This is a genomic window from Cupriavidus sp. CP313 (genome assembly GCF_054072015.1).
The window spans coordinates 1-21,259 of sequence record NZ_JBSVZB010000014.1 but is presented as its reverse complement, the minus strand read 5'-3'; the positions used below and the strand labels follow the sequence as shown (position 1 = coordinate 21,259).

General features: G+C 60.8%; 17 protein-coding genes and 4 pseudogenes. 5 read left to right on the top strand and 16 right to left on the bottom strand.

Annotated elements, in window-relative coordinates; translation table 11 throughout:
* On the bottom strand, positions 1-729 hold the full coding sequence (locus ACW4E8_RS19410; protein WP_456806010.1) for a YoaK family protein: 729 nt from the start codon (positions 727-729) through the stop codon (positions 1-3).
* 327 nt (positions 730-1,056) lie between these two features.
* The gene (locus ACW4E8_RS19405; protein ID WP_202281620.1) at positions 1,057-1,755 is read right to left on the bottom strand and encodes a hydrolase; all 699 of its coding nucleotides are present in this window, start codon (positions 1,753-1,755) and stop codon (positions 1,057-1,059) included.
* 717 nt (positions 1,756-2,472) lie between these two features.
* On the opposite strand from ACW4E8_RS19405, the gene ACW4E8_RS19400 reads away from it, so the two are divergent.
* Entirely contained in the window at positions 2,473-3,741 is a 1,269-nt protein-coding gene (locus ACW4E8_RS19400; protein ID WP_456806009.1) for a patatin-like phospholipase family protein, read from the top strand.
* A gap of 102 nt (positions 3,742-3,843) precedes the next feature.
* On the opposite strand, the gene ACW4E8_RS19395 is transcribed toward ACW4E8_RS19400, so the two are convergent.
* From ACW4E8_RS19395 to ACW4E8_RS19375, 5 genes are all read right to left on the bottom strand, one after another.
* A complete protein-coding gene (locus ACW4E8_RS19395) occupies positions 3,844-4,767 on the bottom strand; it encodes an SMP-30/gluconolactonase/LRE family protein (RefSeq protein ID WP_456806008.1) in 924 nt (307 codons plus the stop codon).
* 12 nt (positions 4,768-4,779) lie between these two features.
* Complete coding sequence (locus ACW4E8_RS19390) at positions 4,780-5,745, bottom strand: Bug family tripartite tricarboxylate transporter substrate binding protein (protein WP_456806007.1); 966 nt, start codon at positions 5,743-5,745, stop codon at positions 4,780-4,782.
* A 92-nt stretch (positions 5,746-5,837) separates the two neighbouring features.
* A complete protein-coding gene (locus tag ACW4E8_RS19385) occupies positions 5,838-6,773 on the bottom strand; it encodes a hydroxyacid dehydrogenase (protein ID WP_456806006.1) in 936 nt (311 codons plus the stop codon).
* Positions 6,770-7,453: an RraA family protein gene (locus ACW4E8_RS19380; protein WP_114135760.1), complete on the bottom strand. Its 684-nt coding sequence runs from the start codon at positions 7,451-7,453 to the stop codon at positions 6,770-6,772. Before ACW4E8_RS19380 ends, ACW4E8_RS19385 begins: the two co-directional genes overlap by 4 nt.
* A gap of 42 nt (positions 7,454-7,495) precedes the next feature.
* Positions 7,496-8,476 carry a Bug family tripartite tricarboxylate transporter substrate binding protein gene (locus ACW4E8_RS19375; protein WP_456806005.1) on the bottom strand — a complete coding sequence of 327 codons (981 nt, stop codon included), beginning with the start codon at positions 8,474-8,476 and terminating at the stop codon, positions 7,496-7,498.
* A gap of 98 nt (positions 8,477-8,574) precedes the next feature.
* Here ACW4E8_RS19375 and ACW4E8_RS19370 point away from each other — a divergent pair, with 98 nt between their 5' ends.
* The gene (locus ACW4E8_RS19370; protein WP_456806004.1) at positions 8,575-9,345 is read left to right on the top strand and encodes an IclR family transcriptional regulator; all 771 of its coding nucleotides are present in this window, start codon (positions 8,575-8,577) and stop codon (positions 9,343-9,345) included.
* Positions 9,346-9,737: 392 nt separating this feature from the next.
* On the opposite strand, the gene ACW4E8_RS19365 is transcribed toward ACW4E8_RS19370, so the two are convergent.
* Positions 9,738-10,586 carry a class I SAM-dependent methyltransferase gene (locus tag ACW4E8_RS19365; RefSeq protein WP_456806003.1) on the bottom strand — a complete coding sequence of 283 codons (849 nt, stop codon included), beginning with the start codon at positions 10,584-10,586 and terminating at the stop codon, positions 9,738-9,740.
* Between the two features lie 568 nt (positions 10,587-11,154).
* Positions 11,155-12,876 carry an amidohydrolase gene (locus ACW4E8_RS19360; RefSeq protein WP_456806002.1) on the bottom strand — a complete coding sequence of 574 codons (1,722 nt, stop codon included), beginning with the start codon at positions 12,874-12,876 and terminating at the stop codon, positions 11,155-11,157.
* A gap of 1,087 nt (positions 12,877-13,963) precedes the next feature.
* Between ACW4E8_RS19360 and ACW4E8_RS19355 the strand changes: the two genes are divergently transcribed.
* On the top strand, positions 13,964-14,269 hold the full coding sequence (locus ACW4E8_RS19355) for a hypothetical protein (RefSeq protein WP_018314260.1): 306 nt from the start codon (positions 13,964-13,966) through the stop codon (positions 14,267-14,269).
* Positions 14,270-14,819: 550 nt separating this feature from the next.
* On the opposite strand, the pseudogene ACW4E8_RS19350 reads toward ACW4E8_RS19355, so the two are convergent.
* Positions 14,820-15,338, bottom strand: a pseudogene (locus ACW4E8_RS19350) (ATP-dependent DNA ligase); the annotation flags it as partial.
* A gap of 306 nt (positions 15,339-15,644) precedes the next feature.
* Here ACW4E8_RS19350 and ACW4E8_RS19345 point away from each other — a divergent pair.
* Positions 15,645-16,217 carry a DJ-1/PfpI family protein gene (locus ACW4E8_RS19345; protein ID WP_456806001.1) on the top strand — a complete coding sequence of 191 codons (573 nt, stop codon included), beginning with the start codon at positions 15,645-15,647 and terminating at the stop codon, positions 16,215-16,217.
* 495 nt (positions 16,218-16,712) lie between these two features.
* Here ACW4E8_RS19345 and ACW4E8_RS19340 read toward each other — a convergent pair.
* The 5 genes and pseudogenes from ACW4E8_RS19340 to ACW4E8_RS19320 form a co-directional block, all read right to left on the bottom strand.
* Positions 16,713-17,066, bottom strand: a pseudogene (locus ACW4E8_RS19340) (SOS response-associated peptidase family protein); the annotation flags it as partial.
* A gap of 219 nt (positions 17,067-17,285) precedes the next feature.
* Positions 17,286-17,507, bottom strand: a complete 222-nt coding sequence (locus ACW4E8_RS19335) for a hypothetical protein (protein WP_456806000.1) — start codon at positions 17,505-17,507, stop codon at positions 17,286-17,288.
* A 315-nt stretch (positions 17,508-17,822) separates the two neighbouring features.
* Complete coding sequence (locus tag ACW4E8_RS19330) at positions 17,823-18,320, bottom strand: hypothetical protein (protein WP_456805999.1); 498 nt, start codon at positions 18,318-18,320, stop codon at positions 17,823-17,825.
* A 199-nt stretch (positions 18,321-18,519) separates the two neighbouring features.
* Positions 18,520-18,622: pseudogene (locus ACW4E8_RS19325) on the bottom strand (IS6 family transposase); the annotation flags it as partial.
* 35 nt (positions 18,623-18,657) lie between these two features.
* Positions 18,658-19,120, bottom strand: a pseudogene (locus ACW4E8_RS19320) (IS6 family transposase); the annotation flags it as partial.
* Between the two features lie 231 nt (positions 19,121-19,351).
* Here ACW4E8_RS19320 and ACW4E8_RS19315 point away from each other — a divergent pair.
* Positions 19,352-19,585 (top strand): hypothetical protein, encoded by a 234-nt coding sequence (locus ACW4E8_RS19315; protein ID WP_456805998.1) that lies wholly within the window; start codon positions 19,352-19,354, stop codon positions 19,583-19,585.
* A 92-nt stretch (positions 19,586-19,677) separates the two neighbouring features.
* Here the strand turns inward: ACW4E8_RS19315 and ACW4E8_RS19310 are convergent, their stop codons facing one another.
* Positions 19,678-21,126 (bottom strand): VENN motif pre-toxin domain-containing protein, encoded by a 1,449-nt coding sequence (locus ACW4E8_RS19310; protein WP_456805997.1) that lies wholly within the window; start codon positions 21,124-21,126, stop codon positions 19,678-19,680.
* Between the last annotated feature and the right edge of the window lie 133 nt (positions 21,127-21,259).

Below are 21,259 nucleotides of genomic sequence, written 5' to 3'. Positions count from 1 at the left end.
TCATCTGAATTGGTTGCGAAATGCCATGCGCGCCATATATGCGACGGGAAGTATAAATGGAAGGACACTCCAGAATCCGATCGTCACATAGAGGGATGCACCCAGGAAAGCCCCGATCACAAAGCCGATCACAACACTTGCGCTTTTGAGAAGATCCTGGAAATTGGTGCGTGTCCTGGCGCGCAAGTAATTCGACAGATCGATACCCAACTGGGTGGTGTTCCCGGTCATCATGGTGCTGGGGCTGATGTACTTGATCAGTGTCTTGCTGGCAGTATTTCGGACAGCAAGCGCGACAAGGCCGAGGCCTCCAGTCAATGCAAGGCCCGCGCCATCCGGATTATCGAACGGTTCGAGATACAGGCCGGCGACCATGAAACCCAGCAAGAAGGTCGCTTCAGCAACAAACAGCCAACCTAAGGTCTGGTGGGTCTGGTGGGTCTGCTGGTTGCGGTCAATCAGCATCTTGCTGATGATGACCGTGACAATGAAGAGTGGTATGGCGCCGAGCTTGATCCATAAGCCGGCCCCACCTTTGACGAATGCCGCTCCCGCGAGCACGAGGTTTCCGGTGACGTGTGCGGTGAAGAAGCCCAGCAGCGCAATAAAGCCAATCGTGTCGATGGCGCCGCCCACAATAGTAAGAAGGATTGGCGCTTTGCATATTTCCCAGAGGCTGGGGTTTTCGTTTGTTTCCGTATTGTTTGATGCGTTGACGTTTGCGCTCATGGTTGAGATCCATCCTGTAAATGGGTGCAGCGGCCCTTGCACTCGCCCAACTCCAGGCGCTCGGCCGATCCGGCAATGCTGAAGGGTGGCAAACGCTCGCCGGCAGCATTGTCTTCGCTTGTTTGTCTCGCAGGGGCATGCCCGCGGGGGAAGGTTTCCCCCGCGGAGGGGGCGATCATGCGATCAGCGCGTTGGCGACGATCGCTGCCGCCGCTACGCTGGACGTGCTGATGGCCAGCCAGCATCCCAGCAGTAGGGCGCCGTTGGCTACGCTTCGACCTGGAATCATCTTGTGCGCTCCGAGGGATGACTGGTGGCGGATATGCATCAACGCTCGACGACCGGTGCGTGCACGGGAGCCAGCGATTCGTGCGTGGTTGCCGTGCGTTGCGCGGCCTTGTGGACCATCGTATAGGCATAGTCGACCCCCATGCCATAGGCGCCCGAGTGTTCCTTGGCCACGGCCATCACCTCGTCGTACGTTTCGCGGTTCTTCCAGTCGCGTTGCCATTCCAGCATGACCTGTTGCCAGGTCACGGGCACCACGCCTGCCTGGACCATGCGCTGCATGGCGTAGTCATGGGCTTCCTTGGTCGTGCCGCCCGATGCGTCGGCCACCATATAGATCTCGTAGTCGCCCTCAAGCATCGCGCACAACGCGAAGGTAGTGTTGCAGACCTCGGTCCACAGGCCGGCCACGACGATCTTCTTGCGGCCATTGGCGGCCAGCGCGTCGCGCACCTTCTGGTCGTCCCAGGAGTTCATCGAGGTGCGTTCGAGCGTTTGCTTGCCGGGGAAGACGTCGAGCAGTTCGGGGTAGGTATAGCCGGAGAATGAATCGCTTTCGACCGTGGTGATGGTGGTCGGCACGTCGAAGATCTTCGCTGCCTTGGCCAGGCCCACGACGTTGTTCTTCATGGTCTGGCGGTCCATCGACTGCACGCCAAAAGCCATCTGGGGCTGGTGGTCGATGATGATCAGTTGGCTATTGCGCGGGGTCAGGACTTCCAGCTTGGCGTTCGACATGGTGCTCTCTCCGATGAAATTTATTCAATGATTTTGCGTTCTTTGTGTGGCGGCGCTTTGTTCGCTCTGTTGCGTTGTCGTGCCGTCCATGTGACGAACTATAGCGAAGGAAAGTGCGGAAACAGCCAGCCTGAATTGTAAATATGGTTCAAAAAATTTGATGATCTGGTGACATGTGAGACCCTGGCTCCGGTGAGCGGTTTGATTCCTGGAACTCGCCACCGTGGCGGCTCCGATAACTTGGAGGCGATTGAAGATGACCGCTAGCGGCGTGGCACCAGGCGAACCAATCAAGGTCGGTCAAGTTGGCATTCAGTACCTGATTGATCTTCGTCCGCCCTCCAACTTTCTTCCGAAGCTGCTCAGGCGCCATCTGCGGGTCGTGCGGTCCCCATGGAGATGCCGTAATATTCCGAGGGACCCGGACACACCGGGTCCTGGCGGCAACGAAACTCGACCTTCCCTTCCTGCGGGCCGCCACCACGCCGAGCCCGTTCCTGACCTAGTCCAATGTGCAAGTTTCGACATGACCACACTCTTCGCCGCAAGAGCGGCCTGCCTTGGCGAGTGGGGGGGCCAGGGAGAGAGCGACACGCCTGCGGCAGGGCCTACCGCACTCTGATGCTGCTTCTACTTGCGGGACTCAGTGCCTGCGGGTCGCTTCACAATGCTCCGCGCAATCTGCCTCAGGCCGCGGCTGGCAGCGCATCCGCGGCCATGCGCGAACCCACCGACGTCGCCGGCCAGACAACCGTTGCCATGTCGTTCTCTGGCGGTGGCACGCGAGCCGCAGCCTTCGCCTTCGGCGCTCTGCAGGGGCTCGACGCCATGAGAGGTCCGGGAGGCGCCTCCCTGCTCGACGACCTCGGATTCATTAGCAGCGTGTCGGGAGGCTCTATCACCGCTGGGTACTACGGTCTGCACGGCAAGGCCAGCCTGTCGACCTTTCGATCAGTGCTCTTGAAGGACGGAGAGGCGGGACTTCGCTTCAGTCTGCTGAATCCGGTCAACCTTGCGCGCCTCTTCGCGGGAGGCCTCAATGATCGGGAAGATCTCCGGACATGGCTCGACGAAGACGTGTTCAAGGGCGCGACGTACGCCGACATGTTCCGCCGCGGCAAGCCAATCGTTTGGATCAACGCCACGAACGTCTACTACCGGGTCGCATTCCCGTTCAGCCAGCTGGCATTCGATGCGCTATGCAGTGATCTCGCGAGCTTTCCCGTTTCCGAGGCCGTCGCCGCATCCATGGCGGTCCCGCTCTTCTTCGCACCGATCGTCCTTCAAAAATATCCCGAGGCTTGCAGTGCACCGCTGCCGAGCCTTGACCACGCCCAGAGGCCTGGGCAATCGCTGCTGCTTGGCGCGTTGGCAACCGCCGTTCGCGGTCACCGGGACACTTCGAAGGGAAAGTACATCAAGCTGGTCGACGGCGGGGTGACCGACAACTACGGCCTGGCCACCATTTTGCAAACGCGCCTGCTGCTGGGCACGGCTTACGGTCCCATGAGCGAGAACGACGCGATCAATGTGCGGCGGCTGCTTTTCATCGTTGTTGACGCCGGCCAGGGCCCGCGCGGCGATTGGAACCGAAGCCAGGGTGGCCCATCCGGAATCGAAGTCGCCAGCGCGGCCATCGACGCGGCAATGGCGACCAACGTTCGAATGAGCTATGACGCCTTCGTTCCCATGATGCGGCAGTGGCGCGACGACCTCGTGGCGTATCGGTGCGGGATGCCGCATTCCCGGCAGCAGGAGATCGCTGCACGCCGCCCAGGCTGGCGGTGCGATGAAGTCGAATTCTTCGTCACGCGGATCTCTTTTGAGGCCCTCGACAAGGAGCGTGCTGCAAGTCTGAACGATCTGCCGACCAGACTTCGTCTGCCCGAGAAGGACGTCGATCGCCTGATCGAAGCGGGAAGGGATGCCATCCTTGGCAACCCGGTGATCCGGGAGTTCGAGCGCGAATCGACCGAGGCGCGATAGTCCCGCGGCACGCGGCGTGGGTGAGGCCGCGTTCTTGCTGCTCGGCCGTGGCGCTCTGGCGGAGGCATGCGTCCGGCATGGCGAGAACGCCCGATACTCCGTTCATGCCAGCCGTCCTCCGTGCACCGGTGCACCGCCCACCGACATGTCGGCGCACAGGATCGTCCCGGTGGTCGACTCGGTCATGAGTAGCGTGGTGCCCTCGGTGCCGCCAAAGCACAGATTGGTCAGCGATGTGCCTCCGGGGCTACGAATCACCTCCACAGGCTCGGCGCGATGGTTGAGCACCCAGACATAACCAAGTCCAGGATTCGCCACCAGCAGATGGCCATCCGATCTCATTGCCAGACCGTCGGGGCCGCTCGGGCCGTAAGAGGAAAAGAACTGCCCGACCTTGCTGACTGAACCGTCGGCCTGCAACGGCACGCGCCATACGCTGTTGCCGCGGGTCATCGCGACGAACAGCACCTTCTCGTCAGGCGAGAGGACGACACCGTTTGGGCTCGGTGCGTTGTCCAGCAGGACGTCCAGCTTGCCGTCGGGCGTCAGCCGATAGACGCGGCCCGTCGGATCGTGCAAGCCGGTCTGGCCCTGGTCGGTGAAGTAGAGATTGCCCTGCGAATCGAAGGTCAGGTCGTTGACGCCTCGGAAGCGTTCCGAATTCCTACGCTCAAGAAACGGGGTTACGGTTCCCGACTTTGCATCCAGACGCACCAGGCCGTTGCGATAGTCGGTGATCAGGAAATCACCGCTGGCCAGGCGCTTCATGCCATTCGGTTCACCGTCATACTCGGCAACAAGCTCCCAGTCGCCCTGCATCGAAACACGGAAAATGCGACCGTAGGGGATGTCCGTCACCCAGAGATTGCCATCGGACCAGACCGGCCCCTCCAGGAATGAGTCGATCGTCGCCCCGCCGCGATTGGCATGCGCCCACGCGTTGTCGGAGTCGTGCCGACGGAACGACTCCGGAAGCCGGGTGAGCACCTGTGCATCGTGTACGGCCGGTTGCTGAAGTAGGAACATCGCCGCTCCTGGTTATTGCTTCTCAATATGCGCCTTCTGCGCAACCGTTGCCCATTGCGCGGTTTCGCGCTGAATCAGCTGCGCGAACGCGGGGCTGTCCAGGTTGCCTGGCTGCGACCCCATCTGCGCAAGGAACGTCTTCATGTCGGGCGCCTGGAGCGCCTTCTGGATTTCCGATTGCAGGCGTGTAATGACATCGTTCGGCGTGCCCTTTGGCGCGGCAAGGCCTGACCAGTTGAACAGGCTGAAGTTGGGTACACCAGCTTCAGCGAACGTAGGGACGCTCGGGAACACATCCACCCTGGTCTTTCCACTGATGCCCAGCAGACGCATCTGATTACCCTTGACCGGCGCCAGCGCGGTCGGGGTCGACACGACCAGCAAATCCACGCTACCGGACAGCAGCCCGACCATGGCCTCACCAGCCCCCTTGTACGGCACATGCATCAGCTTGATACCTGCGGCCTGTTGGAACGCTTCGGCAGCAAAATGCGGCGAACTACCGGGGCCGCCGGTGCCAAACGTCACCTCTCCCGGATGCGCCTTGGCATAGGTGACGAGGGACGCCAGGTCCTTGAAGCGCGAATCGGCCTTGACGCCAAGCACCACCGGCGAAAATGCGAACGGCGCGATAGGGATCAGAGCTGTTTGATGGTCCCAGTTCAGTTTCTTGAAGACATAGGGGAGCGTGGTATAGGAGTTGTCGTTCGCCAGAAGCGTGTAGCCATCGGCGGGTGCGTTTACAACCTGGGACGTGCCGATCGTGCCGGACGCGCCCGGCTTGTTCTCCACGACGAAGCTCTGCCCCGTCTGCACGGTGAGCTTCTGTGCAACCTTGCGCGTCACGACGTCGACGGCGCCGCCGGGAGGGTTCGGCACGATGATGCGGACCGGTTTGTCCGGGTACGCCGCCACAGCGGACAGGCTGACAAGCAGCGTCGTTCCTGCCACCAGGCAGCCAATTGTTCGATAGAACACCTTTGTCTCCTTGTGCTGAGGGGGAGACCTGACTGTCCGTCGGGTCCTCCCGCGACACTTCTGTTCTGGTTAGTGATGCAGCCGTGCGTCGGTCAGGCCGGCGTAGCCACGCCTTGCAGCTCCGCCAGGACGTTCTTCGCCGCCCCAACGCCCATGTTCACGTACGCCGCGTTGCTGACGCCGCCGATGTGCGGCGACAGGATCAGGTTGGGAATGTCGCGGAACGGATGCGGCACGGGCATCGGTTCCACGGCAAAGCTGTCCAGGCCAGCGGCATACAGTTTGCCGCTCTGCAGGGCTTCGGCCAGTGCAGGCTCGTCGATGAGTCCGCCTCGCGCCGTATTGACGAGGATCGCGCCGTCCTTGAACGTCGCCAGTGTTGCACGGTTCAACATGCCACGGTTCTCTTCCGTCAACGGGCAGTGCAGCGACACCACGTCCGATTCCCTGAACAACCGAGGCAGGTCGACAAGCGTTACGCCTTCCGGGACCGTCGTCGCATAAGGATCGAAAGCGGTGACATGCATGCCCATCGCCACACCAATCACGGCGGCGCGGCGGCCGATCTCTCCGAGCCCCACGATACCGAGCGTGCGACCGTTCAGCTCGACGGCCTTGTAAGTTGCTTTGTCCCAATGACCCTGGCGCATGCGATCGTTGAGCTGTGGAACAGCTTTGGCGCACGCAAGGATCAGCGCCCAGGCATGTTCAGCCACGGCGGCGGCATTGGCCCCGGCCGCGGCGGCCACCTTGATGCCGCGCGCCTGCGCAGCGGCTTTATCGATGGTGTCAGTTCCAGTGCCGTGTTTTGAAATCACTTTCAAGGCTGGTGCTGCGTCCATGACTTCAGCGGTTATGCTGCCGTAGCGCACGATAATGCCGACCGGGTTGTGCTCCTTTGCCAGTGCTGCAATATCGGCGCTCTGGGGCGTTTTCCCGGCGAATACGATCTCATGGTCACCCAGCAGCGCGAGGGCTTCCGGCGCGAGGTCGGCACCCGTGACGATAATGACTTGCTTGTTCGTCACAGTGCCTCTCCTTGTTTCAGGACGCCCGCCGTCACCAGCGATGCCAGCAGCCAGGGCGCGGTGGTATTGCCTTCCCTGATCTGGGCAATGCGCTGGGCTTCCGCGTCTTCCTTCTTTGCCGCGGCATCGAGCAAGGCTTCGATCTTCTCGCGCTCCACCACGACCAGGCCATCGGCATCGCCGCAGATGTAGTCGCCAGGGTTCACCGTGACGCCGCCAACAGAAATGGGGTGTCCAATGCGCCCGCCAACTTCCTTGGTGGGGCCGTTAGGGTTCGTGCCCACCGAAAAGACCGGGAACTGCATTTCCTCCAGCTCGAGGCTGTCGCGGACCGCGCCGTCGATGACGACACCAGCAAGGCCGCGCTGGCGAGCGGCATGCATCATGATCGTTCCCATCAGCGCAGAGGTCTGGTCCCCTTTGCCGTCGACGACCAGAACATCGCCCGGCTGCGCCAGCGCCAGTGCTGCATGGATCATCAGATTATCACCGGGGCGAACCTCGACAGTGAAGGCGGGCCCGGCGACTTTCATGGTCGGGCGCAAGGCCCTGATCCGGCCATGCAACGCACCGCGGCGTCCGCCGACATCGGAGAGGATCGCCGGTTGGAACTTGGCAGCCCGCGCCACGATCTCGGCGGGCACGCGCTCAAACGATTTGATGATGTTGGGCAAGGTCATGATGGACTCCAGCAATATGAAATAGATGGGTAGATAAGGGCGTCAATCCAGCTTCGTGCCGGAGGCCTTGATGACCGATGCCCAGCGTCCGATGTCCTGCTTGATCAGCGCACTGAACGCCTCAGGCGTGCCAGCCAGCACCGATGCACCTTGCTCGTCCAGCTTGGTGGCGAGCGCCGGAGACTTGAGCGCCTTGTTGAACTCGGTATTCAGGCGCACCACGATGTCCTTCGGTGTCGCGGCAGGCGCGACGAAGCCGAACCAGGTCGCGGTATCAAAGCCGGGATAGCCCAACTCGGCCACGGTCGGCACCTGAAGCAGGTCCTGCAAACGCTTGGGGGACGTCACCGCGAGCGGCCGCATCCGGTTGTTCTTGATATGCCCGAGCAACGTAGGCACCGAGGCCATGTAGAGATCGACTTGTCCGCCCATCAGGTCGTTGACCGCCTGCGCTGCGCCCTTGTAAGGGACATGGGTGAACTTCACCTTCGCGGTCGTTTGAAGCAGCTCGCCGCCAAGGTGTGCCACCGTTCCGTTGCCCGGCGAGGCGAAGTTGATGGCGCCGGGCTTTGCCTTGCCCGCCTGGATCACGTCCTTCAGCGTCTTGTAAGGCGAATTGACATGGGTCACCAGCACGAGCGGCGCGGATGCCACCAGGCTGATGGGTGCCAGATCCTTGAGTGGGTCATATGGCAACCGTTCATACAGCGAGGGATTGATGGCGAGGTTGCTGGTCTGCCCCATGACAATGGTGTAGCCATCGGCCGGCGCCTTGGCTGCCGCGTCTACCCCGAGGTTGCCACCGGACCCTGGCTTGTTCTCCACCACAAAGACCCAGCCGGTCGACTTGGCAACCGTATTAGTTACTTCTCGCGCGATGATGTCCGTGCCCCCGCCGGCGGGAAAAGGCACGATGACCCGGATGGGCTTGGTGGGGTACTGCGGCGCGGCTTGGGTGGTGGCCGACGCCAGAACCAGACCTGCGGCAAGCACGAATATGCAGCGACGGGAAATTGCCTTCATTGACTGTCTCCGAATCTCGGTTTCGTTGTGATTCGGATTGTGATCGACCGTTTCACGGCATACAATGCCGTTTCATACAGTGCACCTCGTTTCGTTCTATGACTGCGAATAGTGATCCAAGGGGCTCTTCAAAAGGCGACGAAGGCGCGGGGGGCGTCATAGCGGTCACCCGCGCCCTGCGCGTACTAGAGGCGTTCGGGGTGAACGACCCCCAGCTCTCACTTGCCGAACTGAGCCGGCGGACCGGCATCCACAAGACCACCGTGCTGCGGCTGGCGCGCACGCTGGCGGCGGACAACTATCTGGTGCAGAAGGAAGACGGCAGCTGGCGGCTCGGCCGCGCAGCAGGGTGGCTGGGCGCGTGCTACCAGGCAACCTTCAATGTTCAGGAAGTGGTGGAGCCGGTGCTGCGGGAGCTGACGATCAAGACCGGCGAAAGCGCTTCGTTCTACGTCCGGGAGGGACAACAGCGAACCTGCCTCGTCCGGGTCGAAGGACCGCAGGCCATCCGGCATCACGTCAGGATCGGGGCGGCCCTGCCGCTGGACAGCGGTTCGCCAGGCCGCGTCATCCTGGCGTTCTCAGGTGAGCCGGGCGAGCTTTATGAAATGATCCGCCGCCGTGGATTTCATCTGTCGCTCGGCGAGCGCGAGGCTGAAGTCTCGAGCGTGTCGGCACCGGTGTTCGGATTGCACTGGCGGCTGCTGGGCTCCATGTGCATTTCGGGACCGACTTCCCGGCTAAGCGAAGAGCGATTGCTGGAGCTGGCACAGACAGTCGTCGACGCGGCGAACAAACTTTCGTATGCCATGGCAGGAAGCCAACGGCCAGTCATGCAAATTGAAAGGCCGTCGACCTGGCACCCTTGATATTGCAGATGTGGGGCATGGAGAGCCGATAGAAATCGTAGACGACCTCTGTCAGTCGCGAGCCGGTCGTCGCTTTTCGACCCTTCGCCGTCAATCAAGTCTTCGTGTCTGGAACGGCCGTCCATCGTTGTTGAGCCGTCATTCGCTCACACCTGCAAACTCGGTCGCGCGGACAGGACTCAAGCTTTCTCCCGATCTGCATCGGCCTGTTGAATCCGCAGCGCAATTCGGACGTACGCCGACTAACCATGAACGTCCGTATCGGGAGGGCAGGCGATTTCGGTCAGTCGCGAGCTGGTGGACTCTTACGGTCCCGTTCCTGTCGTACCGTGTCGCGCATGAGGCGACGCGATTAGGCCCGTAGGCGACCTTCAGTCTCCAACGGGCGAAAACTATCTTGGCTTGGCGCCTGACCCGATGATGAGTTCAAGCTCGGTCTTGAAGCCTTCACCGACGTCGAACTGCTTTAGGCATTCATAAACCTCGTTCCAGGCGCTCAATCTCGCCGTGACGTCGAGGTCCGCTACCACAGCCCGGTATGCCCCGGCGGCTTCCTGCATCAGTTGCAGAGCATCGGACGCGCTCGGCAAGACGAGCTGCACTCGAACATGCTGTGTTTTCACATCGCCAAGACCGCTGTCGTTCATCAGGCGTTCCATCACGCCATCGCCTCCCAGTGCGAAGATTCCAGGTTGTCCGGGCGCGGGAGGAGACTTGCCCGCGTGGCGTAGAAGGATCGCCATTGGCTGGGCCATAAAGGGATTGTTGGCCGGCGTCGTGAAGACCAGCGCCGCGAAACGCGCGCCAGGCTTGAGTGCGCGTCGGACAGCTTCCAATGCCTCGCCAGGTGACGGGAAAAGCATTAATCCCAATCGGCACATCGCCGCGTCGAACGGCGCCAGTGTCTCGTCCAATTCGTCTGCTGCGCATTCCAGCGTTTCGATATTCTGAAGACCGGCACGAGCGGCATTTTGGCGGACATGCTCCAGCATGGTGCCCGATATATCACTGGCGACCACTTCGCCGCCGGCACCCACTCGCATCGCCGCCTGGATGCTCTGGCTGCCGGCACCGCAGGCAAGATCGAGAACGCGCATGCCCGGCCGGATACCGGCCATATCCATGAGCGTGTCCGTGGCGCCCGAAAGAGTGGTTGCGAACACATGCTCCCACATCGCCCAGCCGGGAGCTGCCGACTCCCACGTATTGCGAAGATTGGATTTCACGCTGCTGTCGGTCATCTGGAGACTCCCTCAGGACGCCGCCTGTACAGGAGCATTGTAGTGCGCAAGCGATGCGTGTGGGCCCCGTCATCCAGCGCCCATAAGTTGGCGGCTTCCACGCAGAAGGCTTACGTTCTGCGCATTTGGAGACTGTGCGAGTGAGTGACCGCCTTCCTGAACGAATCCAACAGTTGAGTGGCCGTTTGATCGGCTCTGGCCTATGACCGAAACCGGGGCCACAGCCGACGTCTGAACGCCGACCGACGGTATGAGTGAATGACGCTTCAAGCCGACTCCGGCCGGCTGAGCGAGGGCGCCGGCTGACTCTTCCTGGCCGGAAGGGTCCAATCAACTGGTGCTGGTCCGGGCTGGCTCGAACGACGTGCTTTGCGCCGGGGCGTTTGTCACCCGCGGCGCAGGCCGTGCAGACGGCGGCAACCACCCTGGCTCAAATGATCGGAGAAATCGTCCGTGACCTTCGGCCAGCAAATCGGCAGAAGCTATTGAGCGCGGGAGGAGGAAGCAGGCCGGGCCTTTGTTCCAGGTACCCTGCCGGGCAGCAGGAGCATGGACCGGGCCATTCCCCTCACCGTGAATAGATGGTCTTCCCTCCCACGATGGTCTCGAGCACCTGGATGTCCTTGATCCGTGCCGGATCCTCCAGCGGGCTGGCTGACAGGATGGCGAAGTCCGCGAGCTTGCCCGGCTCGATCGAGCCACGGCTGTTCTCCTCGAATGCCTGCCACGCGGCGTCGATGGTGACCGCGCGCAGCGCCTGGGTCGGACTGATGCGTTCCGCCGCTCCGATCACCTTGCCGCTGCTCGAAATCCGGTTGGCCGCCGACCACATCAGGCGCAGCGGATCCATCGGCACCACAGGTGTGTCGGTGTGGATGGTGAACCGCACCCCCCGCTTGAGCGCGGATTCCGCCGGGCTGATGCGCAGGGCGCGCTGCGGCCCGAGGAAGACGTCGCGGTGCCGGTCACCCCAGTAGTAGGTATGCAGGACAAAGAAGGACGGGATCACGCCCAGTGCCTTCATCCTGTCGAGCTGATCGTCGCGCGCCGTCTGCGCGTGCACGATGATGTGGCGCGCATCGGCACGGGGGAAGGCCTTCTGCGCTTCGCTGAAAGCGAACAGGATGTCGTCGATGGCGGCATCGCCGTTGCCGTGGATGGCGATCTGCCGACCGGCCTTGTGTTGTTCCAGCACCAGCGCAGCAAGCTGGTCGCGCGGCATGGTGGGGTAGCCGTGATAGGCGTGGTCCTTGCCGGGCGCGTGCACGTGGTATGGCTGGCTCAGGTAGCCGGTATACCCCTGGATCGAGCCGTCATCGAAAAGTTTGGTGGCACCGATCCTGAGCAATTGCGGATCCGGCGAGCGGAACTCGGCCTTGCCGTCGATCAGCGCCTTCGCGACAGGAGCGGTGGGCCAGAGTACCAGGCGGATCGGCAATTGCCCCTGCGCCGCCGCTTCCTGCACCATGCCCAGCAGCCTGGGATTCCCGAAGGCGCCGTCTTGCGCTGTCGTCACGCCTTTGGCCGTGTAGATGTCGGTGGCCTTGCGGATCGCCTCGAGATTCTTCTCTCGGCTCAGCGTCGGTATCCTAGCCGCCACCGGCGCCAGCGCGGTGGTCTCCTCCAGTACGCCATTCAGTTCGCCCGTGGCGGCATCGCGCCGGAATTCTCCGCCCTGCGGATTCGGGGTGTCCCTGGTGATCTGCGCCAGTTCCAGGGCCTTGCTGTTGGCAACGGCAAAGTGACCCGAGACGTGGCGAATGAAGATCGGATGATCGATGGATACCCGGTCCAGGTCGGCTCGGGTCGGGTGCCGTTTCTCCGTGACCAGGGTGTCGTCATAGCCGTGGCCAAGAATCCATTCTCCCTTGGGCGTGCTTTCGGCCTTGCGCTTCAGGCGCGCGACGATCTCGTCGATGTTCTTGACCGTGCCCACGGGAGCGCTGCTCAGGTCGACGGAGAACGCCTCCGCGGCACCGGTCGCCAGGAAATGGCTGTGCGCATCGACGAAGCCGGGAATCAGGGTCTTCCCTTTGAGATCGACCACCCTGGTGCCCGGCCCGGCCAGTGCCTCGATGTCGCTGCTGTGTCCTACCGCCTGGATGCGGCCGTTGCGTACGGCTACCGCTTCCGCGGTGCGGTTGCTGGCGTCCACCGTCAGTACCTTGCCGTTGAGATAAATCGCGTCTGCATTCGCGGCCGCATTCTCCACGGCAGCGCAGATCGACGTCCCTGCGACGCTGCCCGCCGCAAGGGTCAGTGTCAGGGCGCATCTGATGGATCGCATCATTGTTGTCGTTCTCATTTTCCGGTGTCTCTTCCCTTGTGCTTGTCCTTGGTTCCGCATGCGGTGCCCTCCCGGAATCATGGGGTGGACAGGCCAGCCTAGCTCAAGTGCGGGAAGCGCTGATAGATCCAGAAGACGACGATCTATGGTGCCACGGGGGCAGGCTGGTGAAGATGGATGCTGGCAGCGATGCGGACCGAAGCCTTGATGGCTCCCTATGCGAGGTAGGGTCGGGGAGTGGGGGAGCGGGAATGCAAGCTGTGGTTGGGGGGAACACCCCTTTATCGGTCGCTCGGAAGCGTCAGTCTCAGTGGAAACAGACCAGCGTTGTGCCGAAATACCCAGAAAGAAGAACCGCAGCCGAAGCTGCGGGTCCTTGATCCTGCACGAGCAGCAGCCTCTCTCAAGGCTATTCATGCATGGGCAGCGTCAGACGCTCGCTCTAGTGAGCCAGCTTCTGTCCTGCCCAGCGATCGGAGGATTCGGAATCCTCTTTAGGACTTCTCGTCAGGCAGTAATGCTGACCGGTTGAATCCGCAGGATCCAACGGTCATCCGCGCCCACATTCGCTCTGGCAGTTGGTCGGCCAAAGCGGACAGTTGGGGGGGGCGATCCAGTTCTGGCGACGGTCCGCTAAGGACTAAGTAACACCATCATCAGGCTGGGTACGGCCGTTGGAGCAGTCATTCACATGGTCATGCCGACGGACAGTTGAGCTTTCTCTGCACAACTCAAAGTACAGCAGTGTCATCCGACGGCACTATCAGATGCACACGCCGACAGCCAACCAGTCACTGCTTTGTTATGGCCTCTCGGGCTGACTCGCATTTTGTCGGGCTCTCTCGCTTTCGCGGTGTGTGGCCGTCTCGTGACGCCATCACGCTCAGCCTCGCCCGCGAGCGGGATGGGCCGACAACTAGCTTTCTCTGTGGCCGGTGCTATCTTGTAGTATCGGCGCCCCGGCCAGCCACGGCGTCGGTTTGCCCACCCGCCGTGATCGACGGGCCGCTGAGCGACGACGTTAGGCGGTTCGAGCGCCTGAGGCTAAAGTCTGGCCACGGCGCAGCAACGATGAAAGGGAAAGTGAATTATGAAGATGCTACTCACAGTCGAAATCCCTCATGAGCCTTTCAACTCCCTCGTCAGAGGCGGGAAGGCGGGCGAGATCATTGGGCGTATCCTAGAAGCGATCAAACCGGAAGCGGTGTACTTTACTGAGCAAGACGGAATGCGCTGCGGGGTCTTCCTGATCAACGTCGAAAATCCATCCGACGTTCCTGCTTTTGCGGAGCCCTTCTTTCTCAACTTCCAGGCCAACTGCAAGTTCCGCATTGTGATGAGCCAGGAGGATCTGCAAAAGGCTGGTCTGGAGGAGCTAGGGAAGAAGTGGGCGTGATGAGCGGTTGGCGAGATCGGTAACGAATAGCCCCCAGACCGCCCCATACTCATTCCCGTTAATGGTATCTAACATTTCCGTCAACACGGAGGCCATGCAAGCGGCACGCCGCTCGCATGGCGCCGGTTACGTCCAGTGTTGATGTTGTAGAAAATACTTGAAGTCGCATCGACGGGACCGTCCGCTTTCGGCCGGTGTGAGTGACGGCAACGGTCGAGAGCAGCAGTTCGGCGCTCTGCAAAGCGGACACTCCTACGCAACCTCAAGGCCAACTGCACATCGACAGCTTTGGCCGATGAGGCGAGGCACACATACGGCGCGCGAATGACTGCTGTCTGGGTGTAAGCGACGCTAGATTGTCTGCACAAACAGGCGGGCCGAAGACCGCTTCTGGCCGTTCTGAGACTTCCGGACTTGCCCCGCAGATCGGCGATGAACCTTTTTTATTCATGATCCCTAAGTTCAGCAAGAGATGCTTTCAACGTCTCGGCCGCGTCGGCCTGCAGGCCTGCCCGGCGGCCGCTTTCAGGATCTGCCCGCTCAGGCCGCATCAAATGGCGCGATGAAAGCGCCCCGGAGCTATGGCACCCGGGCGCTTGATCTTGAGCCACGCCCCCGATTCCCCAGCAACATAGGCACTGCCCACAGCCTTCGCCACTACGCCTTCCAGCTTCAGCCCGACCACGGCCTGCCAGAGCCAACCGCCATCCTGCACGCTGTCCACGAATAGAAGGCCATTCTCTACGCCGGTGAGAAGGGCGCAGAGGCGCGCTTTTCTCTCTTCGATTGGCAGCGCGCGTATGTCGCGGCCACCGTGGACCAGCAGATCAAAGACGCAGTAGAGGACGGGATCGGCGCCGGCATACCAGCACCGCCGCAACGCTCGCGCATGCAGCCGGTTGAAGTCAGACCGGCCGATCTCATCCTGCACGACGATCTCGCCGTCCAGGATGTGTGCGCCCGGTGGCAACGCGGCGAGCGCAGCACCAAGTTCAGCAAACCATGCAGTCGCGTCGACGCCGCCGCGCGTCTTCAGTGCCACGGGCGCCGTCGCCGCCAGCATGCGGTAACCATCTTGCTTTTAAGAGTAGCTCCTTCAGTGTTGCGATAGGCTGGGCGTTGCTCTTCCGAAACGCGACCAGCCCCGAGGAGGGCGAGGTGGCGCGCCTTTGCTGCCTGTCGACAGGATTGAGCCCCAAAGCTATCCACGTCGCCAGCAAGTTCTTCTCAAAGAGCAGCGTGAAATTAAGGACATCCCTCCACAGGAGTCAAACACTACTGACAAAAACTGACAGTAGTGTCTAGTACTCTTTGGTTTCCTGTGGAAAGGAAAATTCCTCAGACATTCATCAACAACATAAAGAAGGACACTCCAATGACACGTGCCATTACTATTCTCACCGAAAATTTTTCCGATTGGGAAACCGCCCTGATAAATTCCGCTGGTCGTGCCTATTACGGCTTCGATACGCGCTTCGCCACCCCCGATGGCGCTCCAGTCATCTCCTCCGGAGGCATGATTGTCACCCCGCACTTGGCGCTCGAAACCATCCTACTCGATGAGCTTGACCTGCTAATCGTATGTGGAGGTACTATCTGGCAAACCGATCTGGCCCCAAATATCGCAGCGCTAGTTGCCGCTGCCCATGAAAGAAACATCGTCGTCGCTGGCATTTGCGACGGTACTCGTGTGTTGGCGCAATCGGGCGTGCTCGATAACCTCCGTCATACGTCCAATTCGGCAGAAAACCTGTCGGAACTGAATTATGGTGGAGCCGCTTACTATCAGGATGTCCCTTATGCAGTTGCCGATCAGCATGTCGTCACAGCTCCCGGTACCGCCCCGGTCAGCTTCATGGCTGAAATCTTGCGCACCTTAGGTATAAGTGACGAAAACCTCAACGCCTACCTCGCGATGCACGCTGCCGAGCACAGCAAGTCTGCCTAAACAGTTTTTCACCATGTTTCTTGGCATGTTTTGTTGTCCGTTCAGGTGAAGTAGGGCAGTTGTCAAAGATAGAGGCTGAAGGGGATCGATATCGTTTCCCCACTCTGGACTCAATATGGCACTATTTTGGCTGTGTTTTGACTGTGATCCTTAGGATTTGCCGGAGCACAGTCGCGAACCAAAGACTGTGGTAGGCAGCCATGGTCTAGTCTACGGCGAATCCAAGCGGCCCATCGATAGTCGTGAGAATTTCAACTGGCTCAATCGCAGCACCCCTTCTCGTCAAACGCAACGGCCACCACGTGGCGAATGCGTTTGTGGAAAAGCAACGGACCGAGGTGCGTATTTGTGCTTGATTTCGTAGTGCCATTGTCCGTCGCGTGGCAACACCGCGCTGCGCTTCGCCAGCATCGGCTGCACCTCTTCCAGTGTGAGGACGCGTGTGCTGCGCTTTGGCATGGAACACTTAGCCGGGTTCGTTGTTGCGACGTCCGTTCAGCTTTTCGCTGTAGACGCTCTGGGCGCCGGCTCGGTTTCCATCAACTCGGACGGACATAGGCTCATGAAGCTCCGGGCCACCTCTGGTTCCCGGCACGTGAGCCAGTCATCCCACCGTGACCGCGGCACAATGACAACCGACCGTTTCTCTTTGCCAGGTGCGTGCATGCGCCGCATCAGCGGATGCTGGTCAGCATTCACCGTCAGCATGGTGAAAGAGATCCCTCCGTCCGGCCAATCCCTCCACAGCCCGGCGATGGCAAACGCTGGCTCGTCCTTCAGCCAGATCCGGTACCGCGTAGACTTGGGACACGCCTCGTAGTTCGGCTCATAGACGGCGGTCGCCGGTAACGGTAAGGTGCAGCCCATGGACGCGCACACCACAAGGTACACCTACGGACATGCGGGACTGGAGCTAGACTTCCCCGACAGGCTGCTGCTGGCCGATATGCGTCAGTCTGCGCGGCAGACCAACCAACTCTGTACCAGCCCCCAAAAAATAACCGCAGCCGAAGCTGCGGTTATCCCATCCCGCCAGAGCAACACCCCCGGCCACATCAGCATCCCCACTCACTCCACCGGACAAATCTCCGCCGCCGTCCGATCAAACTTCGCCTTAATCATCTCCACCAGGCACCGGATACCAAAGCAAGCATCCGAACATTCGCTTTCCACTTCCAACAGCACCAGCACCCTGTCCAGTCCAGCACTGATGCAATCCATCGATTCCCGAAATTCTTCCGGAATAGCGGCCAACACGGTTTGTTGTTTCGACGCGGTTTGTTCCTGCATTGCGAGCTCCTATCAAAGTTGGGAAGACCCGCCTGATGGATACAAATGAAGGGTGGCGGGCCAGACAGCGGGGGTACCAAACCGGTCGTCAACGGAGTAATCCGGCCAGCCTTGCGGCTGCCCCGCCCGGCCCGCCATAAACTGAGGAGACGTGGACGCGCGAACTTGGCCGCATGATACGGCCGTCCGTAACACGATCCGGGTTGGTACGCCCGATCACCGTTGTCTCGGTGATGGCTCTAGTGTTCCCATCTCTGTCGTCTGTGGCGATCAGACGATTCGCAATCTTCCGGCGCTTCGCTGTCAGGCAGTTGCCTAGCGAATCCTGTCGAACCCACCAGCAGCCCAGCGCTCTGCACTGTCCCGCGTCAGCCGAAAGTCGGGCCGCACCTTCACAGTCGCCAGCGCATCGCCGAAGGGATCTTCAGCAGTGAGCGTGCCAAAGGGCTCGAATTCATCCGGCGTAATGACGAGCTTCACAATCACAGTGCCGGATTCAGACTCGATACTGACCTGCTTGTTGAGCTGCGCATGCAATTGCTGCTCATGCCGCCGGATAACCTCTGAAGCCGTCTTCACCAGCGTCTGGTGCGCGGTGGCATCCAGCGGCTTGGGATCGACCTTGTTCCGCCCCATGGTCCAGGGACCGACCAGCGCGGGCTCGGCGCTGCCGTCCCGGATCATTTCGACTGCCCAGCCGTCGCCGTCCTCGTTCTTGATGACGCGGGCGGTCCAGCCCTTGTCGCGCCAGAGGCGGGGTTCGTGGATGGCGGTGGATTCGTGCCCGGGGAGGGCGTCGTCGGTGTGGTGCATCAATCTCGTGGTACGGGTCGGGGAACCTGCGAGGATACTATAGGGGCCGGCAGGCAGCGTTCGGCCGTGCGTGTGGGCGCCTGGCAGGTTGCTGAAAGGCCGGCCGGCGGCGGGGTTGCTCCCCTCTCAAATGAATCCCTTGTCGGTTCTGTCGCAGTAAGCGAGCGAGGACGTGACGAGCCCCGGAGGTCCGATAGCCTTATGCCGCCGGCGAATGGAACTGCTCTGCCGCGGACGGATTGCTCCCCTTCGTGGCATTGCATCTGGCCCTTGGCAATCATATGCATAAGCTCGATGCCTGCCCAGCAGGAAGCGCGTGAATGGCAACGGGAGCTTATCGTTCGGCGTTGATATCGCGCAGGGCCGCGAGGTTGGCCGGGCTGCCGTCGATGGTCACCGAATCAGGCTGACCGTTGTGTTCGATAGCCCTCTCAAAAAAGGCGCCGTGCCGCAGCCTTGTCGCGCTGGGCGCGCAAAAGGAAGTCGATGGTATTGCCCGCGTTGTCAACAGCCCGGTACAGGTACTTCCACTGGCCACGCACCAGGATGTAGGTCTCGTCCATACGCCAGCTCTTTCCCACAGGGCGCTTGCAACGACGAAATACCTTGTGCAGTGCCGGTAGTCGCTTGAGCGCCCAGCGGTGGACGGTCGAGTGATCGACCGAGACACCGCGCTCGGCCATCATTTGCTCGAGATGGCACAGGCTCAGCGGATAGGCAACATACCAGCGCACGCAGGTTAGCATCAGATCCAATGGGTAGTGCAGGCGCTTCAATACCTTCGCAATCTCCAGGTTCATGACCGCTGCCCACCCATGCTGAGTTCGAAACCGGCCATTCTACTGGAGGCGTATTGCTACAGAGCCCCCAGCAGCCTCTTCACGTCCTTACTGCGACAAACCCTTGAAAGCACCGATGGGCAAGAACGCGCTGAAAAAGCTGCATCGTGCTACGGAAAGCTGAACTGAACCGCTCTGATAAGCGAGACATTGCTATCAGTTGTCATTTCTGGCTTTGAGAACACCAAACATATGAAGATCATCCAGGGCGTCAGATGCTGCGCCAGCAACTGCAGTATCCCCCGCCAGTCGCGAGAGAAGCTGCTCTACCATTGCAACATCAACGGCGTGATTTCTCCGCACCAAATGTCCGACGCACGTTACAGCCAGATTCCGCAGCGAAACTGGGTGATTGAGGTCAAAGGCGACACCACACAATCTCGTCAATACCCACTCCCAGTCATCCTCAAAATACGCAATGCTTAGGCACGCATCTGCCATTGTCTCCGGAATGCGGGACGCTAGCATATGGTCGATTTCGGCCTTTGGAATCCTCACAGGATCTCGGTATCGCATTGTCATTTCAGATTTCCCTTCCGATCTACGTAACCAGCCCTTACCAAAGCATTCTGCATGTCGGTAGTGAGATCGCTCCATGGTCGGACATGGCCATGATACACATCACCGAGAGTTCGATCGAACACCACAAAGTCTCCGGTTTCCGGATCAACGCTAACACGCCGCGGTGATGTGTCCTTCACCTGGACTGAGTTTTCCAGAGCGGTTTGTCCGTTGGTCGGGCCGCGGCTTTTGACAGAATTGTCGGTGGAGCCATGGTATGGAGCTGCCTCATAGGTTAGTCCTTTGGGGCCAATTGCTCCACCAAAGCCGGACGCCGCCCCAATCCCAACGTCTGCCAGAAGATTGGCCGTTTCCTGCTTGCTGAGTACATTGCCTCCAGTTAGCTTGGCCGCGTTACCTAAGGCGATACTGCGCATCTGGTTCAGGCTGGTATCGCCCAAACGCAGATCCGCGTATTCCAGCTTTTCCGCGTCCGTCCAGTTGATTGGTCCCTTGGCTTGCAGCTCCGCGATGCGCTGACCTTGCTCCTGCTGTTCCGTCCGCAACGATTGGGCGATGGAAAGGCATTCGGACTGGCTCGAACAATTTTCCACGCTAGCCCGATTTTTCTCCCACTCCGCCGCATACTCAGCCTGCACCTGCTTTCTGCAAGCCTCGTCCTTGCAGGCGGCGAGGGCCTCGGCGCGATCCCGTTTCTGGATGTGGTTCAGGTAATTGCTCTCCGTCGCCACCTTCCCAACTGTGACACCCGCAGCCGCATCCGACAACGACCCACCCGCCGCAGCACCTGCCGCACCACCCACGATGGCGCCAGCAAGCTGCACCAGCGCCTTGCGATCACTGTCACTCAGGTCCTTCTGATCGAGCAGCGCCTGCCCGAACGCCTCCATCGCCAGCGACGCCGCAGCTCCCCCCGCCGCACCTGCCGCAAAGCTGCCGCCCAGCGCCTCTGACAGCAATCCGCCAACCAGGGCATGCACTGCGGCCTTGGTCTCCGGGGCCGCTCCCACGAGCACATCGCCAACTTGCTGGTAGACCATCGGTGCCAACTGCTGCGCTACCTGACTCTTTAGTTGATTCAGCTCCCGCTGATCCTTCACCTTTTGCGCATCAAAGATCTTGTCAATGTTCTGGTTGGCGCTGGCCGTGTCTCGGTTCAGCGCCGCAACGGTCTCATCGGCACTCTTGCCAGTGTTGGCCTGCTGGCCTGCGCTGTCGGTGATGGTCACCGTGCCCGGCGCGATGGCGCTCTTGGTCACGCCAGCAGCACTGCCGTCGATCGACTTCTGCGCATTGCCTGCCGCGGTGGCCGCCAGGCTGCTGGCGCCACTCTGCAGCAGGTTGGTATTGCCCGCCCAGTCCACATGCGCCGGCTGCACCGGACCGAGGTTCGGGTCGCTCGCCGGCACGCTCTTGCCGCCGCTGTAGCTCGCCACGACGGTCATCGAATCACTGCTGTACTCCGCCTTGTTCTCGATATCGCTGGTTGGATTTGCCCCCGTGTCCCCGGACACGGTCACACCCTTAGGTTGATAAGGCCATCGCACGCCTGAACTCCCGCGGCGAGCGGTAATTCAG

Excerpts from the sequence above, each read along its gene's own strand:
- ACW4E8_RS19345 (WP_456806001.1), top strand. The coding sequence starts at position 15,645 with ATGACACGTGCCATTACTATTCTCACCGAAAATTTTTCCGATTGGGAA.
- ACW4E8_RS19405 (WP_202281620.1), bottom strand. The coding sequence starts at position 1,755 with ATGTCGAACGCCAAGCTGGAAGTCCTGACCCCGCGCAATAGCCAACTG.
- ACW4E8_RS19330 (WP_456805999.1), bottom strand. The coding sequence starts at position 18,320 with ATGCACCACACCGACGACGCCCTCCCCGGGCACGAATCCACCGCCATC.
- ACW4E8_RS19410 (WP_456806010.1), bottom strand. The coding sequence starts at position 729 with ATGAGCGCAAACGTCAACGCATCAAACAATACGGAAACAAACGAAAAC.
- ACW4E8_RS19365 (WP_456806003.1), bottom strand. The coding sequence starts at position 10,586 with ATGACCGACAGCAGCGTGAAATCCAATCTTCGCAATACGTGGGAGTCG.
- ACW4E8_RS19395 (WP_456806008.1), bottom strand. The coding sequence starts at position 4,767 with ATGTTCCTACTTCAGCAACCGGCCGTACACGATGCACAGGTGCTCACC.
- ACW4E8_RS19400 (WP_456806009.1), top strand. The coding sequence starts at position 2,473 with ATGCGCGAACCCACCGACGTCGCCGGCCAGACAACCGTTGCCATGTCG.
- ACW4E8_RS19310 (WP_456805997.1), bottom strand. The coding sequence starts at position 21,126 with ATGACCGTCGTGGCGAGCTACAGCGGCGGCAAGAGCGTGCCGGCGAGC.
- ACW4E8_RS19375 (WP_456806005.1), bottom strand. The coding sequence starts at position 8,476 with ATGAAGGCAATTTCCCGTCGCTGCATATTCGTGCTTGCCGCAGGTCTG.
- ACW4E8_RS19335 (WP_456806000.1), bottom strand. The coding sequence starts at position 17,507 with ATGCAGGAACAAACCGCGTCGAAACAACAAACCGTGTTGGCCGCTATT.
- ACW4E8_RS19360 (WP_456806002.1), bottom strand. The coding sequence starts at position 12,876 with ATGATGCGATCCATCAGATGCGCCCTGACACTGACCCTTGCGGCGGGC.
- ACW4E8_RS19370 (WP_456806004.1), top strand. The coding sequence starts at position 8,575 with ATGACTGCGAATAGTGATCCAAGGGGCTCTTCAAAAGGCGACGAAGGC.
- ACW4E8_RS19315 (WP_456805998.1), top strand. The coding sequence starts at position 19,352 with ATGAAGATCATCCAGGGCGTCAGATGCTGCGCCAGCAACTGCAGTATC.
- ACW4E8_RS19380 (WP_114135760.1), bottom strand. The coding sequence starts at position 7,453 with ATGACCTTGCCCAACATCATCAAATCGTTTGAGCGCGTGCCCGCCGAG.
- ACW4E8_RS19355 (WP_018314260.1), top strand. The coding sequence starts at position 13,964 with ATGAAGATGCTACTCACAGTCGAAATCCCTCATGAGCCTTTCAACTCC.